Annotated in this window: 13 protein-coding genes; 7 read left to right on the top strand and 6 right to left on the bottom strand. The window is 69.5% G+C overall.

The window, feature by feature from the left end:
- Positions 1-3: 3 nt before the first annotated feature.
- Positions 4-744: a hypothetical protein gene (locus ACWGE0_RS10365; RefSeq protein ID WP_452260602.1), complete on the bottom strand. Its 741-nt coding sequence runs from the start codon at positions 742-744 to the stop codon at positions 4-6.
- 61 nt (positions 745-805) lie between these two features.
- Between ACWGE0_RS10365 and ACWGE0_RS10360 the strand changes: the two genes are divergently transcribed.
- The 3 genes from ACWGE0_RS10360 to ACWGE0_RS10350 are packed head-to-tail and all read left to right on the top strand — an operon-like array spanning position 806 to position 2,036.
- The gene (locus ACWGE0_RS10360) at positions 806-1,243 is read left to right on the top strand and encodes a hypothetical protein (RefSeq protein ID WP_452260601.1); all 438 of its coding nucleotides are present in this window, start codon (positions 806-808) and stop codon (positions 1,241-1,243) included.
- Positions 1,244-1,298: 55 nt separating this feature from the next.
- A complete protein-coding gene (locus ACWGE0_RS10355) occupies positions 1,299-1,655 on the top strand; it encodes a hypothetical protein (RefSeq protein WP_452260600.1) in 357 nt (118 codons plus the stop codon).
- A gap of 9 nt (positions 1,656-1,664) precedes the next feature.
- A complete protein-coding gene (locus ACWGE0_RS10350) occupies positions 1,665-2,036 on the top strand; it encodes a MerR family transcriptional regulator (protein WP_452260599.1) in 372 nt (123 codons plus the stop codon).
- Here ACWGE0_RS10350 and ACWGE0_RS10345 read toward each other — a convergent pair.
- Positions 1,997-3,811, bottom strand: coding sequence for a BTAD domain-containing putative transcriptional regulator (locus tag ACWGE0_RS10345; RefSeq protein WP_452260598.1), 1,815 nt, complete (start codon positions 3,809-3,811; stop codon positions 1,997-1,999). The genes ACWGE0_RS10350 and ACWGE0_RS10345 overlap by 40 nt on opposite strands.
- Before the next feature lie 148 nt (positions 3,812-3,959).
- Here ACWGE0_RS10345 and ACWGE0_RS10340 point away from each other — a divergent pair, with 148 nt between their 5' ends.
- Positions 3,960-4,487, top strand: coding sequence for an RICIN domain-containing protein (locus ACWGE0_RS10340; RefSeq protein ID WP_452260597.1), 528 nt, complete (start codon positions 3,960-3,962; stop codon positions 4,485-4,487).
- Between the two features lie 104 nt (positions 4,488-4,591).
- Entirely contained in the window at positions 4,592-5,263 is a 672-nt protein-coding gene (locus ACWGE0_RS10335) for a DNA alkylation repair protein (protein ID WP_452260596.1), read from the top strand.
- 9 nt (positions 5,264-5,272) lie between these two features.
- Here the strand turns inward: ACWGE0_RS10335 and ACWGE0_RS10330 are convergent, their stop codons facing one another.
- The gene (locus ACWGE0_RS10330) at positions 5,273-5,569 is read right to left on the bottom strand and encodes a hypothetical protein (protein WP_452260595.1); all 297 of its coding nucleotides are present in this window, start codon (positions 5,567-5,569) and stop codon (positions 5,273-5,275) included.
- A 210-nt stretch (positions 5,570-5,779) separates the two neighbouring features.
- Here ACWGE0_RS10330 and ACWGE0_RS10325 point away from each other — a divergent pair, with 210 nt between their 5' ends.
- The gene (locus ACWGE0_RS10325; protein WP_452260594.1) at positions 5,780-7,015 is read left to right on the top strand and encodes a PucR family transcriptional regulator; all 1,236 of its coding nucleotides are present in this window, start codon (positions 5,780-5,782) and stop codon (positions 7,013-7,015) included.
- Between the two features lie 16 nt (positions 7,016-7,031).
- On the opposite strand, the gene ACWGE0_RS10320 is transcribed toward ACWGE0_RS10325, so the two are convergent.
- On the bottom strand, positions 7,032-7,694 hold the full coding sequence (locus tag ACWGE0_RS10320; protein ID WP_452260593.1) for a hypothetical protein: 663 nt from the start codon (positions 7,692-7,694) through the stop codon (positions 7,032-7,034).
- 125 nt (positions 7,695-7,819) lie between these two features.
- Entirely contained in the window at positions 7,820-8,683 is an 864-nt protein-coding gene (locus ACWGE0_RS10315) for a peptidase inhibitor family I36 protein (RefSeq protein ID WP_452260592.1), read from the bottom strand.
- A 211-nt stretch (positions 8,684-8,894) separates the two neighbouring features.
- Between ACWGE0_RS10315 and ACWGE0_RS10310 the strand changes: the two genes are divergently transcribed.
- Positions 8,895-11,744 (top strand): hypothetical protein, encoded by a 2,850-nt coding sequence (locus ACWGE0_RS10310; protein ID WP_452260591.1) that lies wholly within the window; start codon positions 8,895-8,897, stop codon positions 11,742-11,744.
- 3 nt (positions 11,745-11,747) lie between these two features.
- On the opposite strand, the gene ACWGE0_RS10305 is transcribed toward ACWGE0_RS10310, so the two are convergent.
- Entirely contained in the window at positions 11,748-12,701 is a 954-nt protein-coding gene (locus tag ACWGE0_RS10305) for a helix-turn-helix transcriptional regulator (protein ID WP_452260590.1), read from the bottom strand.
- Positions 12,702-12,747 lie beyond the last annotated feature (46 nt).

Below are 12,747 nucleotides of genomic sequence, written 5' to 3'. Positions count from 1 at the left end.
AACCTAGCCCTCCAGCCGGTTCTCCAGGTGCGTGAGGGTGGCGTTGAGCGCCACCCCGTACACCGCGATCCGGCAGGCCAGCCGCCAGAGCGTCACGTCTGTCGGCGCCACGGCCAGGCTGACCACCAGCTCGCGCACGAGCCGCCGGGTCTGCGCGACCAGCACGCCGACGCTCTCGGTGATCTCCGCGAACGCCGCCGACACCGAGCTGAGCCCCCGGATCGCCTCGACGTTGTGGCCCATCAGCCGCAGATGTTCCTCGGCGCCGTCCCATCCCGGCACGTCGTGGTCGAGGAAGGCCGCGAGGTCGTTCGCCATGTCACGCTGCTCGACCGCGATGTTGTACCAGGTCAGAGCATGCGCGGTGATCACGTCCGGCCGTCCGGTGAGCTCGTCCAGGACGTCCCTGAGCGGCCCGATCCGCTCCATCGCCGTCCCGGCGGTCTCCTCGACCGGTGCCACCAACGACGGCAACGCGGCCTCGCGCACGGGATCCGGTTCCAGCCGCTCGACGCCGTAGAGGTCGCACAACCCGGCCACGATGAGGCGCAGGTTCTCCTCCACGTACTCGACCAGCTCGTCCTGCCTGGCGTGCTTCTCCAGAACGGTCTCGACGACCCACCGGCACAGCCGCCCGTACACGATCTCGTCGCCGACGACGACCGCGCTGGCCTGGTGCACGGCCACGAACCGCACGCGCACGGCCTCGATCTGAGCGGCGTGACGCATGATCTGGCCGGACACGCGTCCCCCTCGACTCAACAGCTCCTCACCCGGCAACGTTAGTGGTGGCAGGGGGTGGGCATTGAGGGAACCACGACGCGGGATCGCCGGCATCGTGATCGCTGCCGGCATCCTGGTGATGCTCTTTCAGGCCGAAGCCGTGGTGGTGGCGACCAAGGTCACCTTCGACCTCGGCACGCCCGGCGTCTACCTGTTCGTCGAGGAGCCGTTGTGCGGCGGTCGCAGCAGGGCCACGCCGTGCAGCAGTTGGGACGGGAAGTTCACCAGCGACGACGGCAGGGTGACCCGCACCGACGTTGGACTGGCGGGCCAACTGCCGAAGGGCTTCGCCAAAGGCGACAGCGTTCGCGCGTTCGAGGTCGGCGATCCGAACCAGGTGTACTCGCCAGAGGCGAAGCACGGCGACATGATCTGGATGTACTACACGGCGGGTGGCTTGGGTCTGCTCGCGGTCGTGTTCGGGAGCTTCTACCTCTGGTGGTACCGCAACCACGACTGAGGCGTTCGTCGCCGGCTTGACTCGGCACCACGGTGCAGAGTTCATCGTGATCGCCATGGAAACCTCCGTGGCCCGCTGGGGCAGGGCCGGCGCGCTGTACGACCTCGTGGCGAGCATCGCGTTCGTCACGCCCTGGACCGCCGCCCTGATGCTGGATCTGTTCGGCACCGCCTACAACACGATGACGCTGTTGTTCGCCACGCTGTTCGGCACGGTGGTGGTGATGTGGTCCATCGCGCGGTGGCGGCGCCCCGAGCCGTTGCTCATCACCATCGACACCGTCGGTCGGGCGCTGTTCAGCCTGTGGTTCGGGTGGGCGTTGTGGAACGGGCAGACGCCGGTCCTGGCCGTGTTCCTGGTGCTGGAACTGTTCTGGGGCGTCGTCCAGCTGCGGGCCCTGGTCCGGAGGTAGTTTCCGGTGGTGCGCATCTCCGAACTGGCCCGCGCCGCCGGCGTGGGCATCAGCACCGTGCGGTTCTACGAGCGCCGTGGCCTGGTCAACCCCACCACCCGCACCCACGGCGGCTACCGCCACTACGACCAGGAAGCCCTGAAGCGGCTGAAGTTCATCCGCCGCGCGGCACGACTCGGCTTCACCCTCACCGAGGTGGAGCAGATCCTGGCCGTGTCGAGCTCACCGGAACTCGCCGACCTGGACGGCGTGATCACCGGCAAGGTCGCCGAGATCGAGGACCGGATGCGCGACCTGGGCCGGGTGCGCCTGGCGTTGCTCGACGTCGCGGCCAACGGTGTTCAGGAGCAGTGCCCGGTAGTCGCGGCGCTGAGCGACTGAGCGCGCAGGGCGTGGTGCTCGGCGGTGAACCACGCCAGGGCCTGCGTGAAGTCGTCGACGCCGGTGTCGTGGATCTGGGCCAGTTCTACGGCGTAGGCGCGCAGGAGGTCGTGCAGGACATAGCGGCCGGGTCTGCGTTCGGCGAGCAGGTGCGCGCGGGTCAGTTCGGCCAGCAGCGGCCGGACCTGCGGCGCCCCGAAGAGCGCGGCGGCGTCCTCCACCGAGACGTCCGGGCCGGGATGCAGACCGAGCAGGCGGAACAGCCGGGCGGCCTGCGGTCCCACCGCCCGGTAGGACCAGGAGAACACCGTGCGGACGTCCGTGGCCGGGTCGCCACCGTCGAACGGGTCGAGGCCTTCGCTCAGCTCGGCGGCGATCGCTCGCAGCGGGAACCCGGTGCAGGCGGCGCGAGCGGCCACGACGGTCAGCGCGAGCGGCAGGCCGGCGCACCGCGTGATGATCTCGGCCGTGGCGGCGGAATCGGCGATCCGGTGAGCGCCCAGGCGATCGGCGAGCAGGTCACGTGACTCCTGCTCGGACAGCAGGTCCACCGCGACGGGGTGCGCGCCGTCCGCCGCGACCAGGCCGGTCAGCCGGATGCGGCTGGTCACCAGCACCAGACACCCCGGGCTGCCGGGCAGCAGCGACCGGACCTGGTCCGCGTCACGGGCGTTGTCGAGCAGGATCAGCATTCGCTTGTCCGCCAACGCACTGCGGTACTGGCTGACCTGCGCGTCCAGGCCCGCCAACGGGTCCAGGCCGAGCGCGCCGAGCATCACCCGCACAGCCTCATCCGGCGTCATCACCGCTCCGCTCGGGTCGAACCCGCGCAGGTTGACGTACAGCTGCCCGTCCGGGAACCGTGCCGCGACCCGATGCGCCCAGTGCAGGGCCAACGCCGTCTTGCCCACCCCTGGCATGCCGGACACCGCGGCCACGACCGGATGCCTGCCGGAAAGAACCGCGTCGAGCGCCGTGAGTTCGCGAGCCCGTCCGGCGAACGACCGCGGCGGCGCGGGCAGCTGCCTCGGCACCACAGCCGGCTGACCCACCGGCAACGCCAGGTCCGCAGTGAGGATCTTCTTGTGCAGCAGGCGCAGTTCAGGTCCGGGATCGGCACCGAGCTCGTCCGCCAGCCGCAGCCGGACCTGCTCGTACCGCAGCAACGCGTCCGCCTGCCGCCCGCAGCGGTACAGCGCCAGCATCAGCTGCCCGGCCAGCCGCTCGTCCAACGGGAACGCCGCGGCCGTCGCGTCCAGCTCCGCCAGCAACTCGGTGTGCCGTCCCTGCTCCAGCGCCAGATCGTTGCGGTCCAGCAGGGCCGCGAGCCGGCGTGCCTCCAGGGCGGATCGCACGCTCGCGAGCCATGGAGTGTCCAAAGTGGAGAAAGCCTCTCCCCGCCACAGCTCGAGCGCATCGGCAAGCAGCACAACGGCTTCGTCCGGTTCCACCCGCGCCCGTGCCACGAGGTGGTCGAACCGGTGCAGGTCCACCGACATCGGGTCGACGGTCAGCACGTAACCGCCCTGCCGCCCGACGATGCGCACCTCGTCCGGAAGGGCCTGCCGCAACCGCGACACGTACCCGGCGACCGCGTTGCGCGCACGGTGCGGAACCTGCTCGCCCCACACCCGGTCCACCAGCACGTCGACCGGCACCAGCCGGTTCGCCTCCACCAGCAACACCGCCAGCACACACCTCTGCCGGGAGTGACCGACGTCGACGACCCGATCACCTACGCGGACCTCGACAGTGCCGAGCAGTCCGAACTCCACCAGCCACACTCCCCTTCAGGAGCACCGAAAAGGCCGCTGAGCAGCCGATCACACAGTTCCCGAATCCCTGCCGAACACCGGACGTCCACTCTCATTTGCGACAGACCGGTCGCAGGGAACCGGTCGTCAGCAGACCTTCGGAGGGCACATGTCCAGGACGTTTCTTCGCCGCATCAGCGCCGCGATCGCACTGACGGCCGCCGCGGTGGCGTTCGCGGGTGCGAGCGCAGGGACCGCGTCCGCCGCTGTCACCTACGACCTGCTCCGCAACTCCCACAGCGCCAAGTGCCTCGACGTGGCCGACGGCAGCCGCGACAACAAGGCCGCCATCGCGCAGTACACCTGCGACGCCTCCAAGACCCACCAGCAGTGGACGCTGGAGGAGGTCGGCGACGGCAGCGGCGCCGTCCGGATCAAGGCAGCGCACAGCGCCAAGTGCGTCGACATCTGGGACTCGAGCCAGGACCCGACCGCCGACGCCACGCAGTACACCTGCAACGCCACCAAGTACAACCAGCAGTTCCTGGTGGAGTACACCGCTTCCGGCACCCTGAAGTTCAGGGCGCGTCACAGCGGCCTGTGCCTGGAGATCTCCGGCCGCAACTTCAACAACAAGTCGAAGCTGCACCAGAACCTCTGCATCAACCACCGCGCCCAGGAGTTCGTCATCGGCTGATCACTCCTTTCCCGCGGGTTGTGCCCTGTGCCGGGGCACAACCCGCCTTTCGGCGTTCCGGCTCGTAGGCTGTCCGGCACCGGTGGCGAACGGGAGGTCGGACGGTGGCGGAAACGACGGTGGCCGAGGTGATGGCCGAGCTGGCCGCACTGGAGGACCCGAAGGCACGTGCGATCAACGAGAAGCACGGTGACGACCACGGCGTGAACCTCAGCAAGCTCCGCGCGGTCGCCAAACGCCTGAAGACCCAGCAGGAACTGGCGCTGGAGCTGTGGGCCACGGGTGACACCGCGGCCCGGCTGCTGGCCCTGCTGATCTGCCGCCCCAAGGCGTTCTCCCGCGACCAGCTCGACACCATGCTGCGCGAGGCCCGCCGCCCGAAGGTCCACGACTGGCTCGTGAACTACGTGGTGAAGAAGAGCCCGCACGCCGAGGACCTGCGCGAGACGTGGTTCGCCGACCCGGACCCGGTGGTCGCGAGCGCGGGCTGGGCCCTGACCACCGACCGCGTCGCCAAGTCACCGGCCGGCCTGAACCTCGACGGTCTGCTCGACACCGTCGAAGCGGAGATGAAGGGCGCTGACGACCGCCTGCAGTGGGCGATGAACCATTGCCTGGCCCAGATCGGGATCGAGCACCCGGCACTGCGCGCCCGTGCGATCGGCATCGGCGAACGCCTGGAAGTGCTCAAGGACTACCCGACGCCACCGAACTGCACGTCGCCGTTCGCGCCCATCTGGATCAATGAGATGGTGCGCCGGCAGCAGAACGCCTGACGGCTGACGTCAGCGCGCCCCGAACGCGGACTGCCCCGCCACCGGTGGCAGTTCGAGCAGCTGACCGGCCACGTCGAGGAACTCGCCGCCGCACTGCCACAGCGCTAGATCAGGATCGACGACGAACGGGTCCGCCGGGTCGACGTCGCCCTCCGGCACCCGGTAAGCCAGCGCCTCCGAGTCGGAGTACGCGAGCACGGTCTCGTTCGTGCCCCGCCAGACTCGCCGGAACATCACGGCGTTGACGCGCGTCATGCGGTCGTGCACGACAGTCCGCTGAAATCCACGCCGCAGCAACAGTTTCATGCATTCTTGGACGCTTCTCGCGTGATGTGCCAAGTCACCCTGCCCCTGCCGGTACGAACTGCCGATTCTCGCCCGGACCAGAAGCCGCGCCCACCGTCCATCACTCGAACAGGTCAAACGTTTGGGTCAAATGCACAACGCCGGCTACCCCCGTTCGTGCACACCGCCCACCAAAGTCGACCGTTTCGGGCGATGGCCAGGGGCCGCGGCATGCGCAAGCCTCTGCCGGTGGTCGACATCCCCGCACCGGACCCGAACGCCCCGCTGTACGAGCGCGCCGCGACGCAGATCCCGAGCATCGCCGAGAAGGTGCTGGAGGCGTTCTTCGCCAGATCTGCGGCCTACCGGCAGCTGCCGCACCAGCTCGTCGACCGCGAGATCACCGAGGCGGTGAGCCGGAACCTGCAGGTCTTCCTGCGTGCCCTGCGCGAACAACGACCACCCGCGCCCGAGGAGATGGCCGACCAGATCGCCACGGCCGTGCGCAGAGCACAGCAAGGCGTCCCCCTCGACGTCGTGCTGAGCACCTACCACGTCGCCGCGCACGTGGGGTGGATGTCGATGGCCAGCGTGACCGAAGAGCACGAGGTGGGCGACCTGCTGGCGACCGTGCCCGCCCTGCTGCAGTTCCTGAGCGGCGCCGTGCCCGCCGTCGCCGCCTCCTACCTCACCGAACAGCAGGCCCTCCACGCCGAACGCCGCGAGGCAGGCCGAGCCCTGGTCGCCGCCCTGCTGACCGGCCGCGAAGCCGAACCGCTGGCCGAACGAATCGGCCTGGAGCTCTCCAGCCACTACGTAGTCCTGGCCGTACGCGTAGAAGCGACGACACGGCCAGAGGGCGCCGACGGCAACGACACAAGGCTCGCAGCCCACGGGTTGGCGCGACGCCTACGAGCCGAAATGCCCCAACACGCCCTCTCCGCCCTGGACCACGACGGCGGCACCGTGCTGCTGCCCACCTCGGCGGACACGCTCGACCAGGAACTCGCCGACGCCACCGACCTGGTCACCAAGCTGCACACGGCCGCGGGCATCGGCCTGATGGGCGGCATCGCCGCGGCGGAGAGTCGCGAGGACATCCCCACCGCGGCCCGCCAAGCCGCGGACATCGCCGAACTGGTCCAGAAACTGGGCCGCCCGCCGGGCGCGTACGTGCTGGACGACGTGTTGCTCGAGTACCAGCTCTGCCGCCCGGGCCCCGGCCGCAAACGCCTGGCCCGCGTGATGGACCGCCTGGCCGAACACCCGGACCTGCTGCACACGCTGAGGGTGTTCATCAACAGCGACCACAACCGCCACCGCACGGCCGACAGCCTGCACCTGCACCGCAACACGCTGAACTACCGCCTGCGCCGCGTCACCGAACTGACCGGCTACAACCCGGCCGACCCGGCGGACATCAGGCTGCTCGCCGCGTCACTGATCGTCCACGACCTGCGCCCCTGATCACTTGCTGTACTGATCACTTGCGGTAGAAGTGCACGTTGCGCCACTGGTGCTCCGCGTTGTCCGTGTGCAACGTGCCGTACACGCCGTACTTGAAGTAGTGATCGCCCTTGGGCCCGTTGTTCGTGTGCACGAGCTTGCCGTTGATGTAGATGGAATAGCTGCCACCGCTCGCAGTGGCGTTGTGCGTGACGTTGACGCGCACCCACTTGCCGTTGATGCCACTGATCAGGTCTTTGCCGCCACCCCGCAGCGTGCCGCCGCTCTTCGCGTAGGACCTGATCATCAACGTGGTGGCGCCGTCACCGTCGTTGCCGAAGATCTGCATGGCGCTCTCGTCGTCCGTGCCCGCGGTCACCTTGAGCTCACCCTCGAACTGCCGCTGCCCGGTCCGGTAGTTGTCCTGGATTCGTGCCTCGACGCGGTTGGAGCCGTTGTTGAAGAGCTTGAACGTCTGCACCCCGCCGGACCGCAGGTAGGACCCGCCGGGCCCGGACGCGCTGTTCGTGCTGCTCGGGTAGCTCGTGATCTTGCCGCTGCTCTGGATCTGCAGGTTCCAGGCGGGGTTGTACTCACTCCACCCGCTGCCCACCGGACCCGCTGAAGCTGGTGGCTGGATCGCGGCCACCGTCAGGAGGGCTGTACCGGCGATCACCGCGACTCGTTGTGCCAGACGCATTCGTGCTCCTCGTTGCAGGGGAATACAGATGCGGCGGCGCTGGTGAGTCTGGCGTAGAGGAAACAAAAGAGGCGAGTGCTCGGGTGAGCACTCGCCTCTTTTTCAGAACCGAAATTTCGCTGCGATCAGTCGCCGTGAGGGTTCTGGATCGAGACGTGGACGTGGTCGTAGTGACCACCGGTCACACCGCTGCCCGCGGTGTAGTTGCGCCAGCCCTCGGAGGCACGCGCCACGCTCCAGATCTTGCCCTGCCAGATCACGTAGCGGACGTCGAGCTGCGAGGCGTACTTCTGCAGCCAGCGGGCCAGCTTCCAGCCCTGTTCCTTCTGCGCGGCGGACGGGTAGGACCCGATTCCGTTGGAGATCGTGCAGTCGAGAGCGTTACCGGTGTTGTGGTTGCTCGTCGACGACTCGCCGCTGCGGTAGTCGCCCACCCAGCAGTCCTTCTCGCCGGTCTTGGCCCTGATCTGGTCGTCCACGTGCTGCGTGCGCTTCGTGGCCTGAGGCGCACGGGCGGTCGCCGACGGGTGCGGGTTGGTGACCGGGACGCCGTAGGAGCCGTCCGGCGGAGGCGTGCCGCCACCGTCACCCAGCTTGTGGGCCGCGTTCTCGTTCTTGAGGTCCGAGTTCAGGTTGGCCTTGGCACCGGCCGCGATCGTCTGCCGGGGACCGGCGTAACCGCTGTTGAAGTACACCGTGACCGGGCCGCTCGTGCGGTTCCAGACAGCGGCGGCGTTGTTCTTCACGCACAGGCCCTGACCATTGCCCGCGCTCTTGAAGTCGTAGCAGCTCGGCTGGTCGTCGCCGTAGTCCGGAACGGACGTGTTGAAGTCCGAAACCGAGCCTTCCTGGTTGCTGTTGAAGTACAGGCAGAACTCGCCTGCCTCACAAGACCCGTTGCGGGCCGTCGCCGCGGAAGCGGTGGCCGCACCGAAGGACACGCTGATCAGCGCGCCCATCATCGCCACAAGGGTGAATTTCTTGAGCACTATGAGCCCTTCTGATAATTCCGCGGGATCCGGCCCCCATCGAATTCGCCGGAACCTCACTCGTGCAGAGGAAGCTTCGTTTTCCGCCGACTGAAGGATTGCGAAGTGCGCTGACACTTCGCTGACACTCGGAGTCACCAATCGGTCAGCCTGCGTCACCACGTCACCGAGCAGCCAAAACAGGTGGCGGGGGTGCGCGATGATGTTGTCGATGTCCATCCAGCTGGCTTTCGGAGTCACCGCCGGACCTGGGTTGAGCTGCTGGCTCCCCACGTCCGGCGGCAGAGCCGTGTCCAAAACCGGTGCGAACCCGCCGGGCGCGCCCGTCGCCGTCGGCCCGTCCGACGCGGCCCCCGAGGCCGTGCGGGAAGCGACCAGGCAGCTCACCCTGCTGGTCGAAGGCGGGCCCGTGGCGGCCGCGGCGGGCGTCGACCTCGGCGGCGGCTTCACCTCCGCGCGGCTGGCCGGCGCCCACGGTGACCGGCGTGACGCGGTGCTCGCGGCGCTGAAGGTCCTCGGCGTCGACCGCGCGCACCGGCTGGGTGACAGGACCGCCGGCCTGGTGGCGATGTTCGGTCCTGCGGCGACCAAGCGCGTCGGGGCGGCCGCGCACACGGCGCTCGGCGAGGAGCGCTGGGCCGCGTTGCACCTGGCCTCGGCCGCGTCGGACCTCCTCGGCCCCGAGCAGCTGGAGCGCGTGCTCGAGCTGCGCGCCCCGGACGGGATCGACCCGTTCCCCCGCGGCGCGGCGTCCACGCTGGCCGAACACCTCTCCCGCGCGCTGGCGGGATATCAGCGACCGCGCCGGCTGGCGTTGATCATCAGCCTCTGGGAGCACGTGTGCGCGCACCTGGTCGAGCTCCAGCTCAAGGAACGCCGAGCCGCGTCGCAGACCCGGCTCGAGCGGATCGACAAGCTCCGTGAACGCCACCGCACCTACTTCGACCAGGCGATCCTGCAGCAGCTGGGCTGGGCGGCCGACGGCGAGCCGACGCTCGCCGCCGCTGCCCGCTGGCGGCCACCGAACTGGTGGGCCGCGGCGGAGCTGCGCCGGTTGATGCACGACGCCATCGCGGCCACCGCACTGCTGAGGTTCGCCAGGACCCTGTCCGACGAAGGCCTAGCGGTCGCCGCGCAGAAGCACCGCGACGAGCTGGTCGCCGCCAACGCCTGCCTGACCAAGGACGAACGGTCCAGGGCCGCGCGCCGGGTCGAGGGCGGTTACAGCCACCCCGCGCGGCCGGGAAGCTACGTCCACCAACTGGTCGAGGTGCTGAGTCCGGACAGGAGGCTCACGGCGAAGGCCGAGGCCCATGTCAAGACCCGTGCCGCCATGGCCCGCAACTACGGCGTGGTCGTCTTCGACACCGTGACCGAACTGCTCGCCGATCTGGACGACCAGCCGCTGCACAACTGCTGGGACACCTGCAAGCCGTGGCAGGCGCCCGAGCTGCACGAATGGCGTGCCCTGTCAGGTTTCTCCCGCGCGCCCGGCAGCTGGGAGCAGCCACCGCTGACCGACGCGCACGCCGACGGCCCTGCCCAGACGCTGGCGCAACGACTCGCGGCGGACCCGGCCGCGCAGGAATCACCGCACGACCTGCTCTGGCTCGCCGATCTGGCCGACGCACTGGCGCCGTTCTACGGCAGCGAGCACGCCACCGTGCGGCACGAGAAGCCCGTGCCATTGCTGGACTACCAGCCGCCGGCACCATCCACTGTTCTCGGCACACCACGAGCCGACTCCGTCCCGCTCGCCGCCGCCGGGGTCGCCCAGCTGGTGATGTTCGGAGCGACCCCACCACCCCGCTGCGGCAGCTGGGCGGAGCTCGCCACCGGGGTCGGCGCGGACGCGGTGATCGCCGAGGCGAGCGTCGGCATCTTCCCGATCCCGCCCGAAGTGTCCGTTGTGGACAAACAGGTGGTCGCCGATCTCACCGTGGAACTGGGCCGTGACCCGAGACAGCTGGCCGAGTGGTCCAGCTACATGGGCAACTGCATCGGCTACCCGTGGTACGCCGACGAAGCGCGCCGGGGTCTGTGCGTGCTGATGGCGTTGCGCGAGCCCTCCTCCGGCCGCATCGTCGCCAACCTGGACATCCGCCGCCACACCGGCGGCTGGCACATCCACGAGCTGCGCGCACGGTTCAACGACAACGTCACCCCTGCCCTGCAGAAGCAGGTCAAGCACTGGGTCGACGAGATCCCGGCTCCGGTGCCGATCGCCCCCGAACCGCTGTTGCCCGTCCCGCCGGTGCGAACACGAGGTGGTTCCGCCCGCCGTTCCGCCGCCGGGCGCCTGCCGGCCGAGCTCATCCGCGCGCTGACCGCGGCAGTGGAGCACGAGCTGGCCTCAGTCACCTCCGCGCAACGCACCTACGTCACGCTGGCACGCGGCCTCGGACGCCCCGGCCAGCCCGCCGACTTCGAGCCGGCAGCGGCAGTCGTCGCATTGAAACGCGTGGGCTCTGCCGACCACGTCGACCTTCTCCGCACCGCCCTCGACGCCGGGCTCAGCGCATCGACGCTGTGGCAGGCGACGCGCGTCCGGCCGCTCACCGCAGCGGTGGCGAAGCTCGATCCAGAACTGCGCGAGTACGACCGCCTCAGCACGCTCACCGACGGCGCCCCGCTCCCCCGGACCCTGCGCGCGCTCGTCCGCCGTCCGGAAATCGCCCCGGCGTTCGCCCTGGACGTGGTGGCACGGTCCGTCCGCACCGCCATGGGCGACCTGATCGCCGACGACGTGCTGGCCCGCGCGGTGGCTCACCGCCCCTCGACAGAACTGGTGTGCGCGCTGGCGATCGCCACCACCTGTTCGTCCACAACGGACAACACAGTGCAGGTCGCCGCGGCCAGGAAGGTCTCGGTCCCCGGTTTCCCGGCAAGCGAGCTGAACGATCCGCACGGCCCGTGGCAGAACGCGCTGCCCGCGGCGGCCGAACTCGGCGCACCCGTGGAACTGTTCTGGGAACACATCGCCTCGCGCGGCCTGCTCGTTCCGGCGGCCCTGCTGGGCAAGGGCGGCTGGCCCGCCCTCTGGAGCCGTGCACACCGCTGAACGTCAGGTTCCATAACGGGCGGCGATCGCCGCCGCGCGCTCGTGCAGAGAATCGCGCAACGACTGCGGGGCAAGGGCTTCCGCGTTCATGCCGAGCTGCCACAGTGCCCACTCGGCGTGCCAGGCGTCCTGATAGGTCACCTCGAGCCGCAACCAGCCGTCGGCGTCAGGTTCCTCCGCGCGCACGGCCAGCGCGGTCCCCAGCAGATCCTCCCGCCGCACCGGCTTCACCCGCACCAGCACGGTGATGTGGTCGTCAGCCAGGAACCGCGCGCTCCGCTCCCGCCACATCCGGTCCAGATCCACCCGGTTCGGACGCTCGGCGGGTTCCGGCAGCTCCTCCGCCGCCAGCACCCGCGCCAGCCGATAGGTGCGGTCCGCGCCGGATCGCGTGGCCAGCAGATAACCCCGATCGCGCACGGTGACCAGCCCGATCGGGTCCACGGTGCGCCACCGCGGCGCCTGTCCCGTCGCCGCGTAGTGGATCCGCAGCCGGCGCCCGGCCAGCACCGCCCGCCGCACCTCGGCCATCACGGCGCCGGGCACCTCCTCGGTCACCGCCCGGCGCGAGAGCAGATCGGTCTCCGGTTCGACCAGGAACCGCTGGGCCACGTCACGCTGCCCTTCCGGTATCGCGTCGACCACCTTGCGCATGGCCGAAGCAAGTGCGGAGCCGAGCCCGAACGCCCGCTCGCCACGCGCGGATCCGGCCGCCAGCAAGGCAACGGCCTCATCGTGGCTCAGCCCGGTGAGCTCTGTCCTGAACCCCGGCAGCAACGCGAACCCGCCACGCCGCCCCCGTTCGGCATAAACCGGCACCCCGGCCGCCGACAGCGCCTCGATGTCGCGCAGCACCGTGCGAGTGGAGACCTCCAACTCACGGGCCAGCGCATCCGCGGTCAGCTGCCCTCGCTGGCGCAACAACAACACCAGCGAGACCAAGCGGTCAGCACGCATGCGAAAACTCTGCCAGAAAACACGACAAAGGATGTCGTGTTTTCCC

It is taken from the genome of Lentzea sp. NPDC054927 (assembly GCF_053610285.1).
The sequence above is the reverse complement of the archived record's forward strand: the minus strand, read 5'-3'. Positions and strand labels throughout refer to the sequence as shown.